Source organism: Lysinibacillus sp. FSL P4-0201 (genome assembly GCF_038593425.1).
Taxonomy (GTDB): domain Bacteria; phylum Bacillota; class Bacilli; order Bacillales_A; family Planococcaceae; genus Lysinibacillus; species Lysinibacillus capsici.
Genome location: NZ_CP151995.1, coordinates 4,121,543 through 4,146,845 on the forward strand (window position 1 = coordinate 4,121,543; position 25,303 = coordinate 4,146,845).

The window sequence follows — 25,303 nt, forward strand, 5'->3', positions numbered from 1 at the left end:
TTTTTATCTAATTAACCTGTATCTTTCCATAAATCCCACCACCACCAACTTCAATGGCTAATTGGCCCTTTCTCGCTAAATCGATTAAATGGGCTAGTTTATGTGGCACAATTTGTTCAAGCTGGTCGATTGTTACACGATGCAAAATATTCATTTCTGTACCAAATGCTTCGATTAAACGTTCCATCATTTTAGGACCAATACCTGGAATGAAATCAAGTGGTATCTGATGAATATAAGGTGGTCTATTTCGTTTATTGGGAAAGTCTTCAGATAGCTCCTGTATACGGGTAGCTACTCCCTTTATAATTTGAGTACTCCCACATTTTGTACAAATGGTAGCCTCTTTACTTAGCTGTTGACTACATTTTGCACAAACTGTTTGATGATATTTGCCAAGCAAAGGGTTTAGGCCATAATTGGCTATTACCGCTCGTCCCTCTTGCTCATGCAGGGCCATTTTTAATTCTGTAAAATTCGCTTCTGCTAATCGTAACTTTTGATACTCTCGTGCTAATTTCCCAAGCGAATGTGCATCAGAATTGCTAACGAATGTATATGCTTGTAATTCTTTAATATGACTTACCATATTTGTATCAGAGCTTAAACCTAATTCAATACCATCAATAAGCTGCGGATCAAAGACTTCAGTTAAACTTCGACGAACCCCTTTGCCAAACAAGCTTTTAAATGGTGTAAATACATGTGCAGGAATAAAAATACCTCCCAATTCATGTACCTTTTGCTGCAAGGTCTGACCATCACAATAAATACGCTGTGAACTTAAATGGATATTCTTCATATGTTGTGACATCCATTCTGAGAACAGCTTCATGAGCTCTAGTGTAGGAAAGTAAGCAAGCACATGAATAGGACCCTGACAATGTTGATCATAAATTTCGATCTCTGATCCGGGAATTAAAGTTGTTTCCTGAAATCGCAGACCACCTTCTTTAAGTTCTTGCAGTTCTCCGTGTTCAATCATCCTCACCATTTCTTCGATTACTTCAGGTGAGTGACAGTCAATGATCCCAATGATGTCTAATCCCTTTCTTGCACTAGCCGTCTCTAAAATTCGTGCTAATGTTAACGTTTTACTGCCAGTAATTTTCACTGCCCTTCCACTAGAAGTACGTCCAATATGAATATGTAAATCAGCATAGAATTCATTCAATTCAAACACTCCTTTAAATACATTCTATAAAACGAAAATACCTTACATTACTGCAAGGCATTTCTCACTTCATTATGATGGATGATTTGTAGTAGTGCTATTATTTGACTCAAAAGCGCCGGAACCGTGTGATGGTGTGGAGGAAGCATCATAGGCAACTAATGTTACACCAATCTTTTCTTCAAGCTCATTAATTTTTTCTAGTTGCTGCGGGTCTAATTGTGCAAACTTAATTTCTTTCATGGTCATCAATCCTTTCAATTATACAATTCCCCGAAATATAGAAAATATACTCCTTCGCATAATTGTGGAATTACAAACGAACATTGGATAATAAAAATGACTGATAATCAGTCATTTTTATTGACATTATTTTTCTTATTCTATAACATAATAATTAAGTAAGGCAAAAGTGAGGGATTGCATGTCAAAAGAAGAAAAAATTATTCAAGCTGCCATTGAGGTTTTTCGAGAAAAAGGTATAGAAAAAACAAAAGTTTCAGATATCGTTAAAGCTGCTGGGATCGCTCAAGGAACATTTTATCTTTATTTCCCATCACGCCTTTCTGTTATGCCTGCTATTGCAAAAAATATGGTAGAAAGAATTATTGCTACCTTAGATGAAGGTATTTCAAGTCATAAGCCCTTTGAACAGCAACTTGAAGAGGTTGTGGAAATGGTTTTCTTAATCACGAAAGATTATGGAGATATCGTTGCACTTATTTATGCAGGTATTGCGCAAACTGAGCATTTAAAAGAATGGGAAAATATATATGCACCCTATTATGACTGGATGAGTCATTTCTTATTATCTGGCCAGCAACAGGGAATGATACGTGATTCAATTGACCCAACACGTTCTGCTAAACTGATGATTGGTCTAATTGAATCTGCTGCTGAACAAATTTTTTTATTTGATGATAGCAAGGACGAAACAATGAAATTGCTCAAGCTTGAGCTTATAGACTTCCTATCTCACGCACTTGGCCTACGTCACCCATAAAAGTGACGTTCTCTTTTACCTCGAAAATGACTGAATGTCAGTCATTATATTACCTAATAGAAAGGATTTTATTGATGAAAAAAGAATGGATGTACGTCGTTTTAACAAGTTTATTTGAATTGCTTTGGGTATTTGGCTTTAACGTAGCAAGCTCATGGTGGCATTGGATAATTATTGTGACAATCATTGCTATAGATTTTCATTTCTTATCGAAGGCTTGTGAGAGCTTACCTACTGGTACAGTCTACGCTATTTTCGCCGGAGCAGGTGCAATCGGTACCACATTAATGGATATTTTCATTTTCGAAGGAGAATTTAATGCCATTAAAGGACTGTTCATGATTATTTTATTATTAGGTGTGATTGGTCTAAAATTAGCGGATAATTCCTCTAAAGAGCAGGTGCAAACGAAAGGAGAGAATGTATAATGGGTTGGGTACTTATTATCTTAGCTGCATTGTCTGAAATTATAGGTGTGGTTGGCTTACGCTTCTATAGTCAGCATAAAACATTACGAAACTTAATGTTATATATTGGTGGTTTTGGTGTGTCTTTTGCCCTTTTATATGCATCCTTCAACTATTTGCAGTTAAGTATTGCCTATGTTGTTTGGGTAGGAATTGGTACTGTTGGAGCTGTACTCGTAAATATCATTTTCTTTGGCGAATCCAAAAATCTATCACGTATTATCAGTATCATAGCAATTATCATAGGTGTAGCAGGCTTAAAAGCAGTATCTTAATGGCTTTACAATATAGGACGTCACCCTTAAATCGGAGGCGTCCTGTATTCATTTATTTAAAATGGCATAACGAAGAAGGATGGGAGTAATTAAGATAAAAATTCATAAATACCTTCCGCAATAAATTCTGCAGGACCACGCATCCAGATATGGTCATTGTCAGCCCATCGAATGACTAAGTCACCGCCACTAAGTTGGACTACTATCTCTTCTCCCTTCTGACAAAAACCATTTAATATAGCAGCCACTACCGCTGCACAAGCACCTGTCCCACATGCCTCTGTTATACCCGAACCTCGTTCCCAAACGCAGCATTTTAATGCCTTCTCATGAACAACCTCTACAAACTCAACATTGCAGCGATAAGGAAATCTCATATCGTTTGCTATAATACCGCCTAATGTTCCTAATGGTACTTGCTCGATCGCATTCACAAAAACTACAGTATTCGGATTGCCCAAAAACAAAGCTGTTACCAAAAGAGATTGTTGGGGTAAAGGAAATATCTCATTGATGACAAGCTCATTTGGGTTTCCTAACATCGGAATGTCTTTGCGCAATAAGAGAGGTTTGCCCATATCGACAATCACTTCTATTACACGATTGTCTTGCACCACTACCTGTGCCAGCATAATCCCGGATTTCGTTTCAATCGTAATTAGCTCTTGTCGTACAATATGACGTTCAAAAATATACTTAGCAACACAGCGAAGACCGTTACCACAATTTGTCCCCTCAGATCCATCTTTATTAAATACACGCATACCACAGTCAGCAATTTTAGAGGGTTGGATAATAATCAATCCATCTGAGCCAATACCAGTATGGACATTGGCCATTTTTTGAGCCAATTCACAAAAGATATCTTCCTTGTAATCATGTTGGAAAAGATCAAGATAGATATAGCTGTTGCCAATACCATGCATTTTCGTAAAGGCTATTTGCATACAGTCACTCCTTAAAGGATGTTTTATGTATCTAATAGAAGATGAAACTTTTCTATATTTGGCTAAACCCCTTCGTGAACTGTTCAGGAACATATGTAAGATACGGCTTCCCTGTCATTGGATGTATTTGAATATCCGCAAAAACACCAAATACATCTTGCAGCACTGTTGGCGTAAGTACTTCCTCTGGTGTACCATGACAAACTATTCGCCCTTGCTGTAAAACGTAAATTTGATCGCAATACATAGCAGCAATATTCAAATCATGTAAAGCTGCTACTACGGTTAAATGCAAAGTCTGAATTAAATCCATAAGTTGAAGTTGATGTTGAATATCTAAATGATTCGTCGGCTCATCTAATATTAATATCTGTGCTTGTTGAGCGAGTGCCCTTGCAACCATGACACGTTTTTTCTCGCCACCAGAAAGCGAACTAAAGCTTCGTTTCTCTAAATGCGATATGCCCGTTTGTCTAAGAGCCTCTTTAACAATTTGAAAATCTTTCTCTTGATCAAGCTCTAACAGCTTTTTATGTGGGGTTCTTCCCATACTGACTAAATCATGCACAGTGAAATCAAATAATACGGGTGTCTCTTGGCTTACAACAGCCAAATTTTTCGCAATTGCTTTACTTGATTGCTTTAATATATCTTGCTCATTTAATACTACCGATCCACTTTCAGGTTTTAGGAGACGATACATATTTTTTAACAATGTTGATTTTCCGCTCCCATTAGGACCAATTAATCCAACAAATTGCTTTTCTTTTATTTGAATGCTTACATCATGCAGTATACGCTGATCGTAAATGGAGAATGATACTTGTTTCGCTTCTAATGTCATGGAAGTTAATCTCCTTCACCGAAAGAATAGTTGTTACGACGGAGAAGCCAAATGAAAAATGGTCCTCCACAAAAAGCTGTAATAATACCAATTGGCATTTCCTGAGGAGCAATAATAATTCGAGCAAAGGCATCTGCCCACACTAAGAATATTCCACCTATTAAAGCACTGATAGGTATTACGTATTTATAGTTTGAGCCCACAATTAAACGCACAATATGGGGAATAATCAAACCCACAAATCCTATAGAACCACTAACTGCGACAAGCACACCTGTTAATAGAGATACTAGTAGTATTAACTGAATGCGGAATTGCTGAAGATTAACGCCTAATGTCACTGCCGCCTCTTCTCCTAGTAATAATAAATTTAAATTGCGATAGTGTAGCCACAGTAGCCCAAATACAATAAAAAATACGAAAGCTGGAATCACAATATTATTCCATTTGGCTCCAGCTAAACTACCTAGCATCCAAAACATAACAGCCTTTAAGGCCCCTTCTTGCTTTGACATCATTAAAATAAAGTTAGAGATAGCCGTTAAGATAAAGGACACAGCCATGCCTGCCAATAGCAAGCGGAAAATAGAGACACGTCCCCCAACACGTGATAAGAAAAAGACAAGTGCAATGGCAAGTAATGAACCAAGGAATGCGGATACTGAAAGAGCGTAAATACCTAAAAATGAAAAGGCTCCTAAAATAATCACAGAAGTAGCTCCGACAGCTGCCCCTGAAGAAATCCCTAGAATATACGGGTCTGCAATAGAATTACGTACTAGTGCCTGAATGGCTGCCCCTGCAATAGCTAACCCCGCTCCTACTATCGCAGCTAGCAAAACACGAGGTGCTCTTATTTGCCAGATGATGATTTCCTGAGAGCGACTCCAATCTTGCTCGATCGAATTTTGTATAAAAGGAATTTTAGAAAGAATAACTTTCCATACATATAACGGTGTAACTGAAACTGAGCCAACCATTACAGCAAAGGTCATTGAAACAATTAATACCATGAAAAGTACGAAGGAAAATAACATAAATTTTTTATTCATCTGTTTTAAACTCCTACTGAATATTGATGAATGAAGCAATAAAAAAAGGTATCCCATGCGAAAATGCGCATAGAAATACCCAAGATTAAACAAAGTCAGAAAAATATCCAGCTATTGTCCGTAATTGCTTGCATCCTCGTGGGCATTACAGGTATTACTAAATGGCAGGTCTCCTGGCTTCGATTCACTATCCTATAATTGCCTTCCCATTCTTAAACAGTGGCAAATCATATTATAGGATTCCTCGTTACAGTTGCGGGACAGCGTCGGACTTCCACCGACTTCCCTTTTAAGTGACATTCAAAATGTCACACCAATAGTATTTGAAGTTATAAAATTGTGACGGTTCTATCATACATTTTTATAGATAGATAGTCTACTTCAATTTAATTCAGCAATTGAGTTAACTTATATAAATAATAAGGTTGACACAAATACATTCGTTTTTTACACTAGCAGTAATAACTTATAAAACGAGGTGAAATCATGGCAACTGTTACACAACATAGTCACCATAAGTTAAGAACTGTTGACATTACCTACATTGGATTATTTACAACGTTAATGATGGTGGGTGCTAATATCACTTCCTTTGCACCTTTTATGGTAGTTGGTGGTGTACCCATTACGCTTCAAACCTTCTTTGCAATTTTAGCAGGGCTTATTCTTGGTAGTAGAAAAGGTGCGCTTGCCTGCACAATTTATATGTGCGTAGGATTGGCAGGAGCTCCTGTCTTTGCTCGTTTCGGGGGTGGAATTGGCCAAATTTTAAGCCCTACCTTTGGGTTTATTATTACTTTTATATTTGCGGCATTTGTTGCGGGGTTAATCGTAGAACGAAGCGGAACAAAGAAAAGTTTTATCGTAGCTGCTTTGGTAGCAACGGCTATAAATTATTTGATAGGAACAAATTGGATGTTTTTTGCCTATAAGCTATGGGCAAGTGCGCCAGAGAATTTTTCATATAAGCTCGCTTGGCTTTGGATGATTCCTCCACTACCAAAAGATATTATTTTAGCTATTTTTGCTGGTATCTTCGCCCATAGATTACAAAAAACATTGAAGATCATGCCTATTCAATAGCATATCTCCCCGCCAGACTAAAGAAATGTTTTTCATAGGTTATATCCATCGTTTCTGCACATTTATTTGCTACATTAGGAGCACATAGTGAGGAGGATATCATATGAAATTCAATAAAAGATGGTCAGTCGGACTATTATCAGTAGTCGCTCTAATTAGTTTATCGGCTTGTACAGAGGATCAAACAAATCCTGCGTCCACTTCTAATGAAGCTGCTGAAGAAATGGATCATTCTACAATGAACCATTCAAGTTCTGGCGAAGTACCAGTAACGTTAAAAAAAGCTGAAAATCCGAAATTTCCTATAGGAAGCACAGCCATTATTACAGATGGACATATGGAAGGTATGAAAGGGGCCGAAGCAACAATAGTAGGTGCCTATACTACAACTGCCTATGTTATTTCCTATGAGCCTACAACTGGTGGAAAGCGAATAGAAAAGCATAAGTGGGTAATTCATGAAGAATTAATTGACCCACAAGAAGCACCACTGGCTCCTGGAACAGAAGTAAAAACGGACGCAACACATATGGAAGGTATGGAAAATGCGACTGTCCTTATTGACGAGGCTGTGCAAACAACTGTATATATGGTTGATTATACTTCCACTACAAGTGGTGAAGCTGTAACAAATCATAAATGGGTAACAGAAGAAGAGCTTAGTCCAAAATAATAGAAATAACCTCTACCTTCAATTCTGGTAGAGGTTAATTTCTAGCTTTTATGTTCCATTTGCTTTCTCTTTGCAGACTTATGCCATTTATAGCCGATGCCCCAAACGGTTTGCAAGTAATCATCCGCCGGAAAACCACTTTTTCTTAATTTTTCTCGTAAATTACGTACATGTGAATCAATGGTACGATCTTCAATCGTTACATCATATCCCCAAACGGCATGTATAAGGTGTTCTCTAGAAAATGCTCTATTTTGATAATCTAAAAATAGGGCGAGCATGGCAAATTCCTTTGGTGTTAATGGAATTGCCTTATGCTGAAAATATACTTCAAAGGACTCTCTATCTAAACAAAGCCCTTCAAAGTTAATCACTTTTTCTTCAGATATCGTTCTTCTTAATACAGCATGTATGCGTGCTAACAATTCTTCCTCATCAAAAGGCTTTAAAACGTAGTCATCAGCACCAAGATTTAAACCTTTTACAATATCAGCGTGTTCTCCTTTTGCAGTAAGCATAATGATAGGAACATCCCAAAACTTCCTAATTTCCTGGCAAACCTGCCACCCATCCATCTCTGGCATCATTATATCCAAAAGAACTAAATCCACATGCTCTTCTTCTAAAAAATCCAATGCCTCTTGTATAGAAGACATTGCTCTACAATTAAATAGTGGTTCCAAATAAAGGGTTAATAAATCTAACATTCTTGGTTCATCATCAATGCATAAAATCGTTTTCATTCATTTCTACTCCTTTAAATGATAATTCAAAAGTAGTCCCTTTATTTATTTCACTTCTAACCTTTATTTCTCCCCCATGTGCTTGTACTAGCTCCTTGACAATAGCAAGCCCAAGTCCAGATCCACCTAAAGCACGACTACGTGATTTTTCCACTCGATAAAACCGATCAAAAATATACGGTAAATCCTTCTTTGGAATTCCTTTCCCTGTGTCTTCAACGATGATGCTTAAAATTCCACTGTCTTGTTTTACAGTGACTGTAGTCATATCTCCTGGTGCACAATAGATTAATGCATTATTTAATAGATTAATCAGAATTTGCTCAAGTCTTGCTTCATCTGCACATAGTGTTAAGCCATTATCACAACGTACAACTAAATAGATACCTTTATCTTGAAAAGCGGGACTTAATTTTTCTTCAATGCTTGTAAAAAACGGCTCTAAATGTAAGCAATGTTTTTCAATTACAAATGAGTTTTCATCCATTTTCGCTAAATCAAATAAATCTTTGATTAATCTAGAAAGTCTATTTGTTTCTTCTATTATAATAGCTAAATACTTTTGACGATCTTGCCCTGTTAAATCCCGTTTAGCAAGAATGTCTGTATAGCCTTTAATAAAAGTTAGCGGTGTACGAAGCTCATGTGCAATACTCGATAAAAACTCCTTACGCTCTTGCCTTAGATGATTTAAATCATTGGATAAAAGCTGGATAGCATTTGATAAATCCCCAAGCTCATCTTTTCCATTCGTAGAAAGAGCAACTGTAAAATCACCCTTACTCATTTTCAATGTAGCCTCTTTCATTTGAATAAGTGGCTTAGCCAGCTTACGAGATAGAACAACAATGACTGCAATACTGACTAGACCAGATACAATACCCACGATGAGAAAATGCTTATTCAGCCGTTTCATTAATGCATGGATGGAATCGGTATTTTGAAACATAAATACATAGCCAATCGTTCCTTGCTGATTTTGAATAGGGCTTATAGTCGCAATTGCTTTAACTTCTTGCCAATTGTCTTGTAAAACCCTTCCTTCATAAGGTATTTCCCCCTCTATTTCACGAATCAGATCACTGATTTCTTGATGTGGCTGTGAGGATGCAAGGATTGTCCCGAAATGGTCAGTCACCACGACATCTGTACTTGCTTCTGATTCCATAAGAACGACATGTGCTAGTGTTTCATTATTGAAGTTCTGTTCTAATATAGTACGATGTGAATTTCCTCTCGCTTGTAAACGCTCTAGTTCCTCTTCCACTCTAGAATTCGTCAGGGAAACATGCAAAAAAAACATCATAAAGGTTTCAATACAAAACAATGTGATGAAGAAGATAATGCCCAGCTTTAATGATAATTTTCTCATCCGTAACCACCATTTTAGAATTTCTTAAAAGTATATCTTGAAAGTGTGAAGATTTCATGCAGAAGTAGCCAAACAAAAAATGCCCATAAGTATATTGTATACCTATGGGTCATACTATTGAACATTCATTAGAATTTGTATGAAAAAGGCTTGCTGTTTCACAAGAATTACCATCTTAGCAAAGATTTTATGGGTAACTAATCACTTCTCCAAGTGCCTATCCTTTCTCTAATGGGCTATTTTATCCGTTACTGCTAATATGAAAAATAATCTCTTGATGTATGGTTGATTGGAGAGGAGCTAGCTTCACAGAGTAGACCCTAGAGCGAACGGAATTGAGGGAAGCGGCATCGGACGCTAGCGGAACCGAAATCAACCATTCGCCTTAACAAAAGAGCTTTTTTTGCTAGTGACATCCTCTTTTTTTCAACAATATAACCCATAAGTATATTGTATACTTATGGGTTATATTTTAATTAAACGTATTTTTTTGCCCAACTTAAGAAATTATCAATAACTACGTCAAGGAATTTCACTGTACCTTCATCAGTTAAATTGCCTTCTTCATCAAATTTAGTGTGAACAGCACCAATATAAACGTCATTACCGCTAAGTAATGGTGAGTTAATGCCTGGAGAGAATAAAATATCACGTAAATGTAATTGTGCTTTTACAGTACCTAAGTTCCCCATTGATGCACCCATAATGATAGATGGTTTGCCAATCATTACTTTATCTACACGAGATAGCCAATCAATAGCATTTACCATAACCCCAGGAACTGTACCATTATATTCAGGTGTAACCCAAAGTACAGCGTCTGCAGCTTTTACTTTTGCTTTAAAATCAAGAACTGCTTGTGGAGCCTCATTTTCAATATCTTGATTATACATTGGTAGGTCCTTTAAGCTTAATACTTCAAGATCTAACTTTTCTGTATAACGTTTTTGAATAAATTGAGCTAATTGCATATTATAAGATTCTTTACGGATACTACCTACGATTGCTACTACTTTCATGATGTTTCCTCCTAAATGTACATTATTCATAGTATTTGTATAGCTATTGTATTTTATACCATTTCAATAATAAATGGCAAATTCTTCAACTGGCTTGCGATACCCACGTAATCGACGACTGCTTTCTTTTTCTTTCCCAATAGTAATCATTAAGGCTATTTCATGTGTTTCTGGCACATTGAAAAGCTCACGCATTTTCTGATTATCAAAGCCAATCATTGGGCAAGTGTCCCAACCACGATTTTTCGCAGCTAGCATGAATAACATTGCAGACAGAGAAGCATTACGAATGGCTTCATCTTTCATGAATCCTTCACCGCGATCCTCATAAAATCTTGTATTCTCTGCTACAATATCCTCTAGTTCACCCGCTGTAATTATGCCTAAATCCACCATGCCCTGACTTAACTCAGCAGTATTTTTATATGCTTCCTTGTCACCTAGTACAAGAATTACACCTGAAGCTGAATGTACTTTATATTGACCATATGCTGCCTCTCTCACCTTTTCTTTCATATCCTCATCCAGCACAACAATATAATTAGCATGCTGTAAGTTAAATGCTGAAGGGGCAAGCTTAACATCCTCCAAAATAGGGCGTATATCTTCTTCAGTCATTTTAACGTCCTTGATAAAATTATTAGCAGAGCGACGCTTATCAATCAGCTTGGAAAATTCCATTTTTTTATCCCCCAATACAGTTATGTATACATCCAGTGGGGCTTTGCTTTCCCAACTGGATGAAATTGTGTTACTCATATTCTTTATCGAACATAATGGAACTTCTTACAGTGTCAATCGGACGAACAATACTTTCAATCTGTTCACGTTTTGGTTCTAAAAATGGTGGTAATGACAGTTTTTCTCCTAATGTTTCATATGGCTCATCGCCCATAAATCCTGGACCATCTGTAGCCAATTCAAATAAAATCTGCGGAGCTACTCGTGCATACAATGATTCAAAGAAATGACGATTTACATAGCCAGAAGTGTGGAAACCAAAACTTTCGAAACGTGCAGTCCATTCATCTAATACCGAACGATCCTCTACACGAAAGGCAGCATGGTGAACAGTCCCAAAACCTTGACGAGCAACGGGTAACACTGTGTTGTGCTCGACAATAATCTGGGCGCCATTTCCTCCCTCGCCTACTTCAAATAAATGGAAGTCCTCTTCTTCTGCAATCTCTGTAAAGAGCATTACCTTTTCTAAAACATCCTTAAAGTATTTAAAATTAGCGACACGGACAAATACTGGTCCTAAACCTGTAATGGCATACTCAAGTGGGATGGGGCCATCCTGCCAAGGCGTACCTGCCGCCACACCTGTATTGTGCTCATCAGAAATTAACTGATAGTGCTGATCATCAAAATCTACGAAAGATAGTGTTTTTTTACCAAACTGTTCTTTCATACCTGTATGCTTCACATTTAAACGGTCAAAGCGCTTTATCCAATAATCTAAAGCAGCATCCGTTGGTACACGGAAAGAAGTCTTTGAAATTTCATTTGTACCATGTACACCTTTTGGGATATTAGGGAAATCAAAGAACGTCATATCTGTACCCGCACTACCCTTGTCATCTGCAAAGAATAAATGGTATGTTTGAATGTCATCCTGATTCACTGTTTTCTTTATTAAGCGCATTCCTAAAACATAGGTAAAGAATTTATAATTTTCTTCAGCACTACTTGTGATAGCCGTTACATGGTGTACACCTTTTAAATGATTCATAGTATGCTCCTCCTATATATCTCGATATCGAGATATATATTTAAATTTTTTTATTGGTTAGTGGCGTTCTTGCCAACTTTTTTAAGTGATAAAATCATGTTGTCCAGCTCCTGGGCTTCCAATACTTCAAATATCTCATTTATTTTCTGTTCATGCTTAGGGAATATTTCCTCCATCAAAACCTGTCCCTCAAGCGTTAGTAATACGTACGTAACACGACGATCTCTTGGACATGCCTTACGGTACACATAGCCCTTTTGCTCGAGCTTATCAATCACATAAGTAATACTACTGCTTGCAATTAATATTTTTTTACCAATCATTTGAACTGGTTGTTCACCATGGTGATACAAAAATTCAAGAACCGAAAATTCAGTTTGATTTAAATCGAATTGAAGTAAATCTCTTCTAGTTGCATCTTGAATCGTTTGATATGCTCGGAACAAGACCGTAAATGCTTTTAAGTTACGATTGTTTTGCTTCATACGACTCCCTCTTTTTACTTCGAATTTAATTATCTCTAATTCGAGATAATAATAACATATACATTTTTAAACAGCAAACAATTTGTTTCTTTATGTTTGCCATCTTTTCGTTCGGGTAGAAGGTAGTTGTAACTTATAAAGGAGGATTCTAAATGAAAAAAGATGTCAATCAAAAACAACAACAGCTAGAAGCATTCCGAGTAAGTGATAAAGATCAACCTCTCACAACCAATCAAGGATTAAAAATATCGGAAGATGAACATTCACTAAAAGCAGGTGAGCGAGGACCCACTTTACTAGAGGATTTTCATTTCCGTGAAAAAATGACTCACTTTGACCATGAACGAATTCCTGAACGAGTAGTACACGCACGTGGCTCAGCCGCTCATGGAATTTTTGAAACATATGAATGCGCAAGTGATATTACAAAGGCTCAATTTTTAAATGGAAAAGGCACTAAAACCCCTGTTTTTGTCCGCTTCTCTACCGTTGCCGGGTCTAAAGGCTCTGCAGATACTGTTCGTGATGCACGCGGCTTTGCTACTAAGTTTTATACACAAGAGGGCAATTATGATTTAGTTGGAAATAACATACCAGTATTTTTTATTCAAGATGCTATTAAATTCCCCGATTTTGTACACGCTGTAAAGCCCGAACCAAATAACGAAATACCACAAGCACAAAGTGCCCATGATACTTTTTGGGATTTCATTGCAAATAATCAGGAGTCTGCTCATATGGTTATGTGGCATATGTCAGATAGATCGATTCCACGAAGCTATCGAATGATGGAGGGCTTCGGAGTTAATACTTATCGCTTTATTAATGCCGAAGGAAAAGCCCACTTTGTTAAATTTCATTGGAAACCTGTACTTGGGGTAAAATCATTAGTATGGGATGAAGCACAAATTATTGCTGGAAAAGATCCCGATTTTCACCGCAGAGATTTATGGGAATCCATTGAACGTGGGTATTTCCCAGAGTGGGAGCTTGGTGTGCAACTTATTCCCGTTGAAGATGAATTCAAATTTAGCTTCGATATTCTTGAAGCCACGAAAATATGGCCTGAAGAAGAAATTCCAGTACGCATTCTTGGGAAAATGACCTTGAATAAAAATGTGGATAATTTTTTTGCAGAAACGGAACAAGCCGCATTCCATGTCGGGCATGTTGTGCCTGGCATTGATTTTTCAAATGATCCTTTATTACAAGGTCGTTTATTCTCCTACACCGATACACAGTTAATACGACTGGGAGGACCTAATTTCCATGAGCTTCCTATTAATAAACCAATTTGTCCATTTCATAATAACCAACGAGATGGCTATGGCCGACAAACCATTAATGTGGGACAAGTTAGCTACCATAAAAATTCCTTAGCCAATAATACACCACATCCTGTTTCTGAAGCAGATGGTGGATATAAGCATTATGAAGAAAAAGTTGAAGGGCATAAAGTACGTGCACGTAGTGAGAGCTTCAAAGACCATTTTTCTCAAGCAAGATTATTCTGGCTTAGTATGACAGATATTGAGAAAAAGCATATTATCGATGCCTTTAGCTTTGAACTTGGCAAAGTAAAAAATAAAGCGATTCGAAAACAAGTTGTAGACATGTATGCTCATGTCAGTTACTCACTTGCTTCAGCTATCGCTGAGCGTATTGGTATAGTTCCACCTGTAGAAGTGGAAGTACCACATATTCAACAAACTTCTCCTGCTGTTAGCCAAGTAATCAATGCAAAGGAAAGTGTCAAATCTAATAAAGTAGCTGTAATTGTTACAGAAAATAGTAGTGAAAAATTAAATGAACTTATTGCTACATTTTTAAGTGAAGATATCGTAGTTGAACTAGTAAGTAATAAACAAGGCATAGTAAGCGGTTATGAAATTCACGAAACATTTGCTACTACCTCCTCAGTTCTTTATGATGGGGTTTATGTTACAGGAGCCTTTCAGAATTCCTATGAACAAGCAAAAGCAGAACAGTTTATTGAACAAGCCTATCAGCACTGTAAAACAATAGGTTATACGGAAAATGTTTTATTTTTACAGCATATAGCCAATAAACATGGGGTTGCAACCGATCCAAAATCTTTTGTTCATGCCCTTGCTAAACATCGACATTGGGTACGAGAATGTAAATGAATGTAAAGCCAGCTAACTGATTAAATCAGCTAGCTGGCTTGTTTTTATTATTTAATTCGTTTAAATTCCTTTTCATTGCCGTCTACAAATTCGACATCCACTTCAATGGATTGATAGTTATCTTCAATATTGAATACTTTGATTACTTGATCAATCACTTCATCATTAGATGTTGTAGAATCAAAATTCAACTGCTTAAATAACGGCTCTAATTTAGTATAAGCTTCATCGCCCTGCAGTTTTTCATTTTTTCGATCATCTTCTAATTTTGCTTCTATTCCTGTTTTTTTATCCTCATATTCTACCTCATAAGACTCCGTTGCAGAGTAATCAACATCTAAAGAAAACTCTAAAAAATTAAATGTCACTTGGTCAGTTGGCGTCTCACCCGTCTGTTGAGTAGCATTCTGATCTGCTGGAGCATTTGCAGGCACATCTTTTACCTCATCCTTATTACAGCCGTAAAGAATAACAGTCATTAAAGAAATCACTAAAATAAATTTCAATTTCAATTTATTCACTCCTTTCTTTACATATTATTTCCCCATTCTTCTACAAACTAACCTAAAAAGGGCATCTCCTACAAATAAGGAGATACCCTTTTCATGGAATGCGACTTAATAATAGAAGTTACGATCCACTTTATTTTCTTGAATAGCTTTTGCTAAACGAACTGTTGACACAGCCAAATCGGCATATGACACACTCTTGGTAGCATTAAAGTTATTTTGCTGTGTATCAATCAGCCCCATCCCATTTGCTATTGCTATATAGCCTGTATACGCTGGATCAATAGAAGCTGCATCCGCAAAGTTTAATTTGTAAATATCCTTATACTTTGCAACATTCTCCAATTGCATTGCTTTAACAGCCCATACTGCTAGCTCTTGACGAGTCAATGTTTCATCCAAAGCGAATTGGTTTGCTGGCTGTAAAATTCCCATTCTTACAGCTTGTTCAACCACTCCATATAATGGATGGTTTTTATCGATATTGCTGAAGGTTTGCTTTTCACCATCGCCACTACCAAAATGGCCATATGTTAAAGATTTTAGTAGAATCTTTAATGCTTCTCCCTTTGTCACAGCAGCATCAGCATTAAAGTTTGCTATATCTTTTATCTCTAATACATTTTGATGTAGAAGATAATTTAATTCATTGGCTGCTGTTGGGTGTGAAATAGATTGCTTTTCTTTTGAGCCATCTACCTCATACAACCATTCACCAGTAATTGCATCAATTTGATTAACTAAGCTACCGTTGTAAGTTGGAGCATAGACTAGATCATAATGTTGTTTACCTTCAGTATCCTGCTTTACATATTGTAGTTGTAATGTAAGGGCCTTACTATATGCTTCTTTTGCTTTATCAGCAGAGATTACTTGACTAAGAGAAGGCCAGTTATTAATCTTTTGTTTATTAACATTCAATGAACGTAATGATCCATCAGAGCCAATACCTACGTTTATTTCATCTCCAACAACCGCAATTCCGTTTACGATGCGTGGGAAGGAGAAGTAATAATCTTTACTATAATCATCATGTACAGGATCATCAATTGGCATCGAATACTCATGTAAATAGGATGGAGCCCATTGCTTTAAGTATTCAACAGCCTTTGCTAATGCCGCATCCTTAGAGAGGGTAGTTGTTTTGTCAGTGTTGATAAAATCTCTCATAATATCGTGATACTGCACGATATCGCCTGTTGCCTTATTAATTTCTAAAGAGGTACCAGACCCGCCATTATTGTACATATACATGTAATTTACTGTATAAACCGTTTCACCATTGTCATTTTCTCTTTCGTCAACCATATCAATAGTGAGCTTTGCCTTGTCTTCATCAACTTTTAATAAATTTTTAGCGAATTCCTCAACTTCTGCTACTGTCATACCGCTTTTTCTTGGTGGTAATTGCTGTGAGGATATTTTCTCAGCGCTTTTCGTCTTAGGAACTTGTGTAGAGAAGCCATTCGTTGTTTGCCATTGACCTGTTAAAGCATGTACACCATTAAATCCTGTTGCTGGCATATAGACAAGCTTCACATTACGTTGATCGCTAAAATAGTCAACGTAATAACGAAGTTCAACTGCTAAGTTATCACGTACTTGTGCAACAATTTCTTCCTCATTTTTTTTCTGGTTTGAGTTATCAAAGGTTGCTTTACCAATTGATTCTGTATTTTTATACATTCCTGTTATTTGACCATTAGCAAGAACATCTATAGTGATACTTTGATCGCCAATAAGCACTCCATTATAGGTTGGTGAATAAACAAATGAGTAGGTAATTGGTTGTGATAATGGACGATTAATGACATTGTAATAACCGAAGCCATCTTCACGGAGTTTATAGTTCTCTATTTTCGCAAATTTTCTTAGGAAGTCATCTGCAATTTTTTTTGCTTCAGTCTCTGAATATTTTGCGGGATATACTGCTTCAGCGATATTAGCTGGCTGATAATAGAAATGTTCTAACTCTAAATCTTCACCTTTAAATGTAAAACCACCATATACATCTTTACCATTTACCGTTTTATGGAAGTTTAAATCATAACGGACCGTTGTATCATCTCTAAAGAAATGACCGCCTCCAGAATTAAACTCATTATCAGCTACAAATTTGAACTCTTCAGGGAATAGTGCACGTAATTTGTTAATTAGCATACCTTTTGTCACTTTCGTCTCTGAGGCAGCCAACTGTATTGCAATACGCTCTGAAGGTTCTTTCACATTTGCAGAAGCTTGTGAAACGGGTGCTAGAATACCAACAGAAAATGCAGTAGTGGTTAAAATAATACCTAACTTTTTAAATTTACCCAAAATATACCTCCTAAAATACTATTTACCATAATTATAATATATTTACCCATAATTAGAAATGAATTTTACAGATAATTTCCTCTTCGAAGAAAATACATTGGGCAATCCGTCCTTTTTTCTTCATTTTCTCATTTCTTTACCACATCAAAATTGGCACCAATTAACACCCAGTTCTGAGGGAATGGTAGTCCTAATTTCCAATAACCAATACCACGAAGGTTATATTGTTTAATGAGATTGAATTTAGCTTGAATAGATCTAGCATCTTCAAACCACACCATATGCGCCCTACCTTGCTCATCATAGTATTCAAAAAATGGTGCTTGGGCTCTCCAATCATACTGAATTGCTGCATTATAACGTTTAGCAATTTCAATGGCTCGCTGTGGACTAAGCGCTTCTGCATACGGTCCCCCCTGAACAAAAGGTAACGTCCAATCGTAGCCATATAAATTTTGCCCTAACATAATTTTGCTTGCAGGTATTTCACTCACCGCATATTTTACAACTGCTTCTACCTCTGGGAGAGGTGAAACGGCCATTGGTGGGCCAGCTGAATATCCCCATTCATAAGTCATGAGTAAAACAAAGTCCACGATTTCCCCATGTGCTCTATAATCATGTGCCGCTGTCCATGGTCCTCGTTCACTATCACTTGTTTTAGGAGCTAATGCTGTAGACACTGTATATCCTTGAGTGTGAAATTTTTCTACAGCTCTTCTTAAAAAATTGTTATAGGCTTGTCGTTGATCTGCTGGCAAATTTTCGAAGTCAAAGTGGATATCTTTAACATCCCCAAGTCGCTTTGCTTCTGCAAGAATATTATCAAATAATAAATCTTGAACAGCTGTACTTTGAAAAATATCTCTCGCTAATTCACCACTAAAACTAAAATTCTCCAAATTAGAAATAACCATTGCCATTGATGCTCCCGTATCATTTGCAATTTGTGTCACACCTTGGCTTGGTGGCCTCTGTAAAGTACCATCACGCCTAGCCTCATAGCTAAATAAAGCTAAATATGTTAAATTAGGACCCGCTTCCCTCGCTTGATTCAAGAGTGCTTCACTAACTGATGTTCCTCTCGGCTCTAAATAGGCTAAAGTTTCTGCCCTTGTTTTTGGTGGCTGTGGGATATATAATCTCGTTCCAACTGCTAATGGTTGATTTGGATTAATGCCATTTACTTGTGCAAGTGTTACATAATTAATACCGAAACGTTGGCCAATTGACCATAGGCTATCACCTGGCTGTACATAATAAAAGCTTCCGACAATCGGGATTACAAGAGCTTGCCCCACAACTAAACGATTTGGCTCTGGAATTTGATTGGCATCTATAATGCTCTGAACCGTAGCCCCATACGCCTGTGCAATTCCCCATAAAGACTCGCCAGCCCGTACAACGTGTATTTGAATGATTTTGCCTCCTTCTAGCTTTATAAAATCATACCTATAAAGCTTATGAAATCAGAGATGAAAAGATGTCTCTTAACAACTCCACAAAAGTACACCACTATTTAAAGCAAATAAATAGTATGCTATATTATGTCACCTATTTAATACTAATGAGAATAATCTTCGTTTACGAGATTTCATGAAAGAATGTTCTTTTAAATACGTATGTCTAAAAAGTTACCTGAGTAATATATTCTGCTTCTTCACCGTTATTAGAATAAAAAAACGCAAAATGATACTTATCTTGATAACAATAATCGTACAAACGTTCTACTTTCCGCATAATCTTCAGTAAATTTTTACCCACTTTCTACCCTACAAATCAGTTGTAGCAGGCTACTTTTGATAACACTTTTCCCAAATTTTTTTACGCAACTAGCGTCATATGCCTTATTCTTTTCCCTGTTCTCACTCTTGTATAATGAAATTATTGTAAGGAGGTGTTAGATTGCGTTTATTTTACCAGCAAAAAGTAATCGGTAAGAAGTCTCGTAAACTTGAAAAAATTTCATTTTCAATTGAAGAGCCTGTCATAACGTTACAAGATTTACTTGTTCAGCTTGTTACACAGCAGGTTCAACAATTTAATGAGAAAATGGTAGATACACCACTTCATGTTTATTTATCGGATCAGCAACTAGAAGAAGCTGCTCAATATGGCAAAGTACATTTTGGAGAAAAGAAAAAGGATACTGTACAGTCAGTGGATCAAGCTATTTCCACAATGCTTCAAGCCTTTCAGGACGAGCTGTTTTTAGTCCTTCATAATGAAGAATCTTTAGATTCTCTTTCTACACCATTAAACATACAGGAAGACGATGTCTTTACATTTATTAAACTTACTATGCTTGCAGGACGAATTTGGTAAGGAGGGATTTATATGACACTTTCACATGAACAAAAAATACATTTTCAAAGTATAGTTGATTCTGCACCTATAGCAATACAGCCTTTAGCAGCTGCACTGTTAAAATACATGGACAATAGAGATTATGACATTGAAACGCTTATAGCTGCTCAGCAATATTTATCACTTGAAGAACTATTTAGTGGACCATTATTTGAAGTGCTTACCATGTTTTCTTCACAAGAACGTGCACTTAAGATCAAGAAACTAGCATTACGCTTTGATGCTACAATGTTCCAAAGAGGTGTTTTACGTCGATCTTTTCGTTCTTCTCAACCAGTGCAAGACCATCTGTTTCAATGTTTACAATTAATAGAAGAAATGCTGACATTTGAGGAAATTACTTTGCAGGAGTTGTTAACGAATCATCGTCAATATGAGCATGGAACCTATCCAAGCTATAGCTCCTATGTCTTAAAGAATGAAAATACAAAAGTAATGGGTTTTAATGTCTTTGAGCAGTTGCTTGCTGAAGAACTATCATTAGAAAACCCGTCAATTGAAGAAGCAGTAGAAGGTATTTTATTTGATGAACATCAAAGTAGCTTTTTCGGCCATCCATTCATTCGAGGTATTTTTAAATCAAGTAATCATCGGATGCATGATGCCCTTGGCAAACTCTTATTAGCAGCTGCACGACAAGAAGGTTTACGACAGGCAATAGTAGAAAATATTGACCATGGCAATCTTGATGCACAACTCAACATGATGAAGCTTATTCAGGAACATCGCCTAACACGCTTCTCCTCTGTAATTCGAGCAGTCGATACTTGGATGGGACTTGGCTATAATAGTTTCGAAAATCAAAAAATAACAGAGGAAGTTCTTGCATTAGCCATCCAAGCAATCGAAGAAGACAGCTTTGTTGAGCAACTGTTAACGAGTGAACGTACAATTGATATCTATGTTGCATTATGGGCAACTGCTACAAAGGACTATACGAAATTAAATGACCTTGTAACAATACTCTTAAAACGTGATAAACATATCCAACTTACAACGCTTGCCTTTTTGAAAAACTTATCGAAAATTTCCTTCACAGCGCCATTTGTAAAGGATTTAATCTTATCAACAAAAGATATCGAGTTGTTTGCCTTTGCATGGGGCAATTTTCTTTATGCTAATCACCATATTAATAGTGAGTATGCAAGAGACAATGAATGGGCGCAAATCCTTCAAACCTTCATGCAAGAAAACACACAGTTACAAGGGATTGAATACCTTTTATTTGAACAGCTTGAGTGGGCAAAAAGTGAAATTACGAAAGACGGACTTAACATTACAGGCAAACCTCTATCCTTTGTCCATGTCCATTTGTCATTAGAAGATTTAATTTCAACACAAATTATTTTAGCCCATCATGTACAAGACGAGGCATTATTCCAACGAATTATTGAGCATGCAGATTCTTACTCACCATCTAGCAGAATCGGCCTACTGAATATTTATTGTCTAGAACCTGTCACACAAGGTCAACGCGAATTTTTATTTAATTCTTTACGAGATCGTAGTTCCATTAATCGTTCTCTCGCGTTAAAAAAAATACGTGCTTTAACACCAACAGAAGAAGAAATAGCAAAGATTGAAGATCTTTTAGCAAATAAATCAGGTGCACTTCGTAAAGAGGCTATTTCACTCTTAAAAGTTCAGGCACAGAATAATCTGTTACAAAGTGCTGAAAGGCTGTTAAAAGATAGTAAGCAGTTAAAGAGACTTGGAGGGCTTGAATTACTATTAGAAGCCTCTAAGCGACACAACTTAGCAAGCGAGCAAATTACAGCTTTATGCTCCTTATTACCAAAAGTAACTAAAAACGAGCAAGTTTTGTTAGAGCAATTAATTACAAGGGATGTCCCTGAGTATAACGAGAGTAATGGCTTTGGCTTGTATACGCCACATCCCCCTATTCAATACGGCTGTATTTCGGATGGAGCCATTCAAATGAATGGTGTAGAGCCTTGGCAACAGCTTGCTCCACTTTATGTACAGGCACCTACACCTTTTGAAAAATTCTTTCAATATGATGTTGATAAATTATTATCTAAGCTAGAGCAGCTTATTCAACTTTTAGATAAACATGCTGAACTAGAATATGAAACATACCAATGGAATGACACACCCATTAGCACTACATTAGGACAAAGATATAGTGTAATGGCAACTAAATCGGATAATCAACGACATGCTAGTCTTGATGCTTATCCTATCCCCAAAGAAATTGTTCAATGGATGAAGACAGCATTATTTAGTAATGAGGACTTAGCCTATTTTAATTTTTACCATAATCTATCAGAATACCCTGCTGCTCATGATCTTTCCGAAGCAGCTCATACACTAATTAAACCGTTCTTCCAATACAAAGATTTAAAAGTACGTGTTGCGCAATTTAATTCCTTGAAATATGACGATACAATTCAACAGATTTTCTCAGTGCTATCCCAAGACATCGACAAAATCTCAGGTGATACAGTGCTACATCAGGAAGCACTTTCATTACTCGAAAAGCATGCACCCGAATTTAATCGCTTCGAACAGGCAGTAGGCATAATGTTACAGCTATTCAAACAAATCCCTGCTGATCAGTGGCAACTTGATGTTCGAGAGAAGGGTTATTATTACTATCGTTCCACTTCTACCATTATCGATTTAGATGTCATTGAGACATTTGCTGATCGATGCTGGTCTGATTACTCAACCTATGGTGAATATGTCAAAATGCTAGCTCTCAATGAAGAGCTAACAAAGCGTATGAAAAATGAAAGCTATAAGCCAAACGTCTACAATTTATCTTTATTCCAATATTTAGACGCAATGAAGGTTGGTTTATTTACGCAAGATCACTTATTTGAGGCCATCTTTACCAATACGCTCGCTTCAGAAATATTTAACGAGCCAACTAAATTACGAGAACGCTATCAACAGTCATTTGAAGATTTAACCGATTTCTTTACTATTCGTGAACAAGCAATTGATCGAATTTTAGCCATAGAGCTAAAACGTGGTGATACGCCTACTGCTGTTACAAAGTTAGCTAGTAGCATTTCTTATTTTGAGGGTATTAATTATTTCTTACAAATTCTACAAGCACTTGACGGAGAAAAACTTGCGCGAGGATATATTTGGCAGGCAGAAACGAAAAAGGATGTATTCTCCAGATTGCTAACTAACTGTTACCCTAAAAAAGAAGAAACAGCCCAGCAATTAAAAGAAGCATGGCTGAAAACAGACATTTCTAAAGAACGTTTAATTGAAGCCATGATGTATAACCAGCATTGGATAGACCTTGTCAGTGAAGTGATTGGGTGGGATGGACTAAAAGAATCAGCCTGGTATTTTATCGCTCACACCACAGATTCTTTATCCGACTTTGCCAAAGATCAGATTGCCCTTTTCTCTAGCATAACTGCTGAGGATTTCCGTGATGGTGCATTCGATTTAGCTTGGTTCCAAAGCGCCTATCAAACACTTGGGGCTAAGAAATTCAAACTTGTTTATGATGCTGCAAAATATGCTTCTGAAGGAGCCAACCATCGTCGGGCACAGCTTTATGCAGATACAGCTATCGGTAAGCTCAGTCCAAAACCGTTAATGCAAGAAATTCAAGATAAACGCAATAAAGATAAACTGCGCGCACTTGGTCTTATCCCTTTAATAAAATCCGATGACAAAGACGCCCTGACACGCTATCAATTTATTCAACAGTTTTTGAAGGAAAGTAAGCAATTTGGTGCTCAACGCCGCGCAAGTGAGGCTCGAGCAGCAAGTATCGCTCTAGAAAATTTAGCGCGCAATGCAGGGGATGGAGAAGCCACTCGCTTCACATGGCGTATGGAGTTATCTGCCTTTAACGATATGAAGCAATTATTTAAAGCACAACAAATCGAGCAAATTACAGCCCATCTACAAATAGAGGATGATGCCTCTGTAGCTATTATTGTTGAAAAGGATGGTAAACGTCTAAAGAACGTTCCTGCTGCATTAAAAAAGCATGCTGATATTGTAACCTTGCAGGAAGCCCGAAAAGACTTACAAGAGCAATATAAACGAGCACGCCCAGCGCTTGAGCAAGCAATGGAATTAGAAACAGTATTTTCGGTCGAGGAGCTCATTCATTTATTAGCTCATCCGATTCTAGCTCCGCTGTTACAAAAACTACTATTTATTAGCGATAATTACGTTGGAATGCTGACATCAGAAGGTTTACAGCTTTTATCGGCTGACGTTGTGAACCTTGCTCCTACGTCCTCTATAAAGATTGCTCATCCTTACCATCTTCTAGAGAGCGGTCAATGGAGACAGTGGCAATCCTATATGTTCGAGCACAACATTAAACAGCCATTTAAGCAAGTGTTCCGTGAGTTATATCTCATCAATGCTGATGAAAAAGCACAGAAACATTCATTGCGCTATTCAGGGCATCAAGTAAATCCTTCACAAACAGTAGCCCTGTTGAAAACACGTGGCTGGCAAATCAGCTATGAAACAGGACCACGTAAAGTATATTATAAGGAAAATATTGTGGCATCCTTGTATGCACAGGCAGATTGGTTTACGCCAGCAGAAATTGAAGCACCTGCAATCGAAGGTGTTTACTTCTATGATCGACTAACAGGCAAAGATATCGTTTTAGATGATATTCCAGCTGCGATATTCTCTGAGGTTATGCGAGATATTGATCTTGTTGTCAGCGTAGCTCATGTTGGTGGTGTAGACCCTGAGGCAAGTCATTCTACTGTTGAAATGCGCAGCATTATCGTAGAAGAATTGGCTAAATTATTGAAGCTAAACAATGTGGAAGTGAAAAAACAACATGCCCTCATAGAAGGTAAGCTAGCAAGTTACTCCTTACATTTAGGAAGTGGAGTGGTGCATCAAATAGGCGGTTCCATGATCCCAATTATTGCTGTCCCATCTCAGCATCGTGGACGAATTTTCTTACCGATGGTGGATGATGATCCACGGACGGCTGAGATCATGACCAAGCTCTTATTACTATGTGAAGATACAAAAATTAAAGATCCAGCTATATTAACTCATATTCGAAGCTATGAGCAAATGCACTAACGTACTCTAGATAAAAACAGGTGACTCCATT

Annotated in this window: 22 protein-coding genes and 1 riboswitch; of the genes, 8 read left to right on the top strand and 14 right to left on the bottom strand. The window is 37.1% G+C overall.

Annotated features, from left to right (window positions below):
* Nucleotides 1–7 precede the first annotated feature (7 nt).
* Entirely contained in the window at nt 8–1,174 is a 1,167-nt protein-coding gene (locus MKY76_RS20775) for an endonuclease Q family protein (protein ID WP_054548868.1), read from the bottom strand.
* Nucleotides 1,175–1,246: 72 nt separating this feature from the next.
* Nucleotides 1,247–1,417 carry a hypothetical protein gene (locus MKY76_RS20780; RefSeq protein WP_175400775.1) on the bottom strand — a complete coding sequence of 57 codons (171 nt, stop codon included), beginning with the start codon at nt 1,415–1,417 and terminating at the stop codon, nt 1,247–1,249.
* A 181-nt stretch (nt 1,418–1,598) separates the two neighbouring features.
* Here MKY76_RS20780 and MKY76_RS20785 point away from each other — a divergent pair, with 181 nt between their 5' ends.
* From MKY76_RS20785 to MKY76_RS20795, 3 genes are all read left to right on the top strand, one after another.
* On the top strand, nt 1,599–2,177 hold the full coding sequence (locus MKY76_RS20785; protein ID WP_342557107.1) for a TetR family transcriptional regulator: 579 nt from the start codon (nt 1,599–1,601) through the stop codon (nt 2,175–2,177).
* Between the two features lie 74 nt (nt 2,178–2,251).
* A complete protein-coding gene (locus MKY76_RS20790) occupies nt 2,252–2,605 on the top strand; it encodes an SMR family transporter (RefSeq protein WP_054548870.1) in 354 nt (117 codons plus the stop codon).
* Entirely contained in the window at nt 2,605–2,919 is a 315-nt protein-coding gene (locus MKY76_RS20795; RefSeq protein WP_054548871.1) for an SMR family transporter, read from the top strand. Before MKY76_RS20790 ends, MKY76_RS20795 begins: the two co-directional genes overlap by 1 nt.
* Nucleotides 2,920–3,008: 89 nt before the next feature.
* Here MKY76_RS20795 and dapF read toward each other — a convergent pair whose 3' ends face one another.
* The 3 genes from dapF to MKY76_RS20810 are packed head-to-tail and all read right to left on the bottom strand — an operon-like array spanning nt 3,009 to nt 5,762.
* Nucleotides 3,009–3,866, bottom strand: coding sequence for a diaminopimelate epimerase (gene dapF, locus MKY76_RS20800; protein WP_054548872.1), 858 nt, complete (start codon nt 3,864–3,866; stop codon nt 3,009–3,011).
* Nucleotides 3,867–3,918: 52 nt separating this feature from the next.
* Nucleotides 3,919–4,710 (bottom strand): heme ABC transporter ATP-binding protein, encoded by a 792-nt coding sequence (locus tag MKY76_RS20805; RefSeq protein WP_131522345.1) that lies wholly within the window; start codon nt 4,708–4,710, stop codon nt 3,919–3,921.
* 5 nt (nt 4,711–4,715) lie between these two features.
* A complete protein-coding gene (locus MKY76_RS20810; RefSeq protein WP_048394957.1) occupies nt 4,716–5,762 on the bottom strand; it encodes an iron chelate uptake ABC transporter family permease subunit in 1,047 nt (348 codons plus the stop codon).
* 145 nt (nt 5,763–5,907) lie between these two features.
* Nucleotides 5,908–6,095: riboswitch (cobalamin riboswitch) on the bottom strand.
* A 153-nt stretch (nt 6,096–6,248) separates the two neighbouring features.
* Here MKY76_RS20810 and MKY76_RS20815 point away from each other — a divergent pair.
* Both MKY76_RS20815 and MKY76_RS20820 read left to right on the top strand, forming a co-directional pair.
* Complete coding sequence (locus tag MKY76_RS20815; protein WP_048394956.1) at nt 6,249–6,845, top strand: biotin transporter BioY; 597 nt, start codon at nt 6,249–6,251, stop codon at nt 6,843–6,845.
* 103 nt (nt 6,846–6,948) lie between these two features.
* Entirely contained in the window at nt 6,949–7,518 is a 570-nt protein-coding gene (locus MKY76_RS20820) for a YdhK family protein (RefSeq protein WP_054548875.1), read from the top strand.
* A 41-nt stretch (nt 7,519–7,559) separates the two neighbouring features.
* On the opposite strand, the gene MKY76_RS20825 is transcribed toward MKY76_RS20820, so the two are convergent.
* From MKY76_RS20825 to MKY76_RS20850, 6 genes are all read right to left on the bottom strand, one after another.
* Complete coding sequence (locus tag MKY76_RS20825; protein WP_054548876.1) at nt 7,560–8,261, bottom strand: response regulator transcription factor; 702 nt, start codon at nt 8,259–8,261, stop codon at nt 7,560–7,562.
* Nucleotides 8,239–9,633, bottom strand: coding sequence for an ATP-binding protein (locus MKY76_RS20830; RefSeq protein ID WP_175400776.1), 1,395 nt, complete (start codon nt 9,631–9,633; stop codon nt 8,239–8,241). The genes MKY76_RS20825 and MKY76_RS20830 overlap by 23 nt, the downstream gene beginning before the upstream one ends.
* 476 nt (nt 9,634–10,109) lie before the next feature.
* Nucleotides 10,110–10,652, bottom strand: a complete 543-nt coding sequence (locus tag MKY76_RS20835; RefSeq protein ID WP_048394950.1) for an NADPH-dependent FMN reductase — start codon at nt 10,650–10,652, stop codon at nt 10,110–10,112.
* 63 nt (nt 10,653–10,715) lie between these two features.
* Entirely contained in the window at nt 10,716–11,333 is a 618-nt protein-coding gene (locus MKY76_RS20840; RefSeq protein ID WP_004224402.1) for a nitroreductase family protein, read from the bottom strand.
* Between the two features lie 70 nt (nt 11,334–11,403).
* Complete coding sequence (locus MKY76_RS20845) at nt 11,404–12,387, bottom strand: ring-cleaving dioxygenase (protein ID WP_103118879.1); 984 nt, start codon at nt 12,385–12,387, stop codon at nt 11,404–11,406.
* Between the two features lie 50 nt (nt 12,388–12,437).
* Nucleotides 12,438–12,872 (bottom strand): MarR family transcriptional regulator, encoded by a 435-nt coding sequence (locus tag MKY76_RS20850; RefSeq protein WP_004224400.1) that lies wholly within the window; start codon nt 12,870–12,872, stop codon nt 12,438–12,440.
* Between the two features lie 152 nt (nt 12,873–13,024).
* Here MKY76_RS20850 and MKY76_RS20855 point away from each other — a divergent pair, with 152 nt between their 5' ends.
* The gene (locus tag MKY76_RS20855; protein WP_342557108.1) at nt 13,025–15,019 is read left to right on the top strand and encodes a catalase; all 1,995 of its coding nucleotides are present in this window, start codon (nt 13,025–13,027) and stop codon (nt 15,017–15,019) included.
* A 47-nt stretch (nt 15,020–15,066) separates the two neighbouring features.
* Here MKY76_RS20855 and MKY76_RS20860 read toward each other — a convergent pair whose 3' ends face one another.
* The 3 genes from MKY76_RS20860 to MKY76_RS20870 all read right to left on the bottom strand — a co-directional run bounded on the left by MKY76_RS20860 (nt 15,067) and on the right by MKY76_RS20870 (nt 19,262).
* The gene (locus MKY76_RS20860) at nt 15,067–15,531 is read right to left on the bottom strand and encodes a YusW family protein (protein ID WP_048394947.1); all 465 of its coding nucleotides are present in this window, start codon (nt 15,529–15,531) and stop codon (nt 15,067–15,069) included.
* A gap of 105 nt (nt 15,532–15,636) precedes the next feature.
* Nucleotides 15,637–17,844 carry a YcdB/YcdC domain-containing protein gene (locus MKY76_RS20865; protein WP_342557109.1) on the bottom strand — a complete coding sequence of 736 codons (2,208 nt, stop codon included), beginning with the start codon at nt 17,842–17,844 and terminating at the stop codon, nt 15,637–15,639.
* A gap of 128 nt (nt 17,845–17,972) precedes the next feature.
* Nucleotides 17,973–19,262 (bottom strand): glycoside hydrolase family 18 protein, encoded by a 1,290-nt coding sequence (locus MKY76_RS20870; RefSeq protein ID WP_259951122.1) that lies wholly within the window; start codon nt 19,260–19,262, stop codon nt 17,973–17,975.
* Between the two features lie 487 nt (nt 19,263–19,749).
* On the opposite strand from MKY76_RS20870, the gene MKY76_RS20875 reads away from it, so the two are divergent.
* Together MKY76_RS20875 and MKY76_RS20880 are read left to right on the top strand one after the other, a co-directional pair.
* Nucleotides 19,750–20,169, top strand: coding sequence for a hypothetical protein (locus MKY76_RS20875; protein ID WP_048394944.1), 420 nt, complete (start codon nt 19,750–19,752; stop codon nt 20,167–20,169).
* Nucleotides 20,170–20,181: 12 nt separating this feature from the next.
* The gene (locus MKY76_RS20880; RefSeq protein WP_342557110.1) at nt 20,182–25,272 is read left to right on the top strand and encodes a DUF4132 domain-containing protein; all 5,091 of its coding nucleotides are present in this window, start codon (nt 20,182–20,184) and stop codon (nt 25,270–25,272) included.
* The last annotated feature ends 31 nt before the right edge of the window (nt 25,273–25,303 follow it).

Coding starts and splice junctions, on each gene's coding strand:
- dapF (WP_054548872.1), bottom strand. CDS start 3,866: ATGCAAATAGCCTTTACGAAAATGCATGGTATTGGCAACAGCTATATC.
- MKY76_RS20795 (WP_054548871.1), top strand. CDS start 2,605: ATGGGTTGGGTACTTATTATCTTAGCTGCATTGTCTGAAATTATAGGT.
- MKY76_RS20825 (WP_054548876.1), bottom strand. CDS start 8,261: ATGAAAACGATTTTATGCATTGATGATGAACCAAGAATGTTAGATTTA.
- MKY76_RS20855 (WP_342557108.1), top strand. CDS start 13,025: ATGAAAAAAGATGTCAATCAAAAACAACAACAGCTAGAAGCATTCCGA.
- MKY76_RS20835 (WP_048394950.1), bottom strand. CDS start 10,652: ATGAAAGTAGTAGCAATCGTAGGTAGTATCCGTAAAGAATCTTATAAT.
- MKY76_RS20880 (WP_342557110.1), top strand. CDS start 20,182: ATGACACTTTCACATGAACAAAAAATACATTTTCAAAGTATAGTTGAT.
- MKY76_RS20845 (WP_103118879.1), bottom strand. CDS start 12,387: ATGAATCATTTAAAAGGTGTACACCATGTAACGGCTATCACAAGTAGT.
- MKY76_RS20830 (WP_175400776.1), bottom strand. CDS start 9,633: ATGAGAAAATTATCATTAAAGCTGGGCATTATCTTCTTCATCACATTG.
- MKY76_RS20810 (WP_048394957.1), bottom strand. CDS start 5,762: ATGAATAAAAAATTTATGTTATTTTCCTTCGTACTTTTCATGGTATTA.
- MKY76_RS20850 (WP_004224400.1), bottom strand. CDS start 12,872: ATGAAGCAAAACAATCGTAACTTAAAAGCATTTACGGTCTTGTTCCGA.
- MKY76_RS20805 (WP_131522345.1), bottom strand. CDS start 4,710: ATGACATTAGAAGCGAAACAAGTATCATTCTCCATTTACGATCAGCGT.
- MKY76_RS20780 (WP_175400775.1), bottom strand. CDS start 1,417: ATGAAAGAAATTAAGTTTGCACAATTAGACCCGCAGCAACTAGAAAAA.
- MKY76_RS20790 (WP_054548870.1), top strand. CDS start 2,252: ATGAAAAAAGAATGGATGTACGTCGTTTTAACAAGTTTATTTGAATTG.
- MKY76_RS20840 (WP_004224402.1), bottom strand. CDS start 11,333: ATGGAATTTTCCAAGCTGATTGATAAGCGTCGCTCTGCTAATAATTTT.
- MKY76_RS20815 (WP_048394956.1), top strand. CDS start 6,249: ATGGCAACTGTTACACAACATAGTCACCATAAGTTAAGAACTGTTGAC.
- MKY76_RS20820 (WP_054548875.1), top strand. CDS start 6,949: ATGAAATTCAATAAAAGATGGTCAGTCGGACTATTATCAGTAGTCGCT.
- MKY76_RS20785 (WP_342557107.1), top strand. CDS start 1,599: ATGTCAAAAGAAGAAAAAATTATTCAAGCTGCCATTGAGGTTTTTCGA.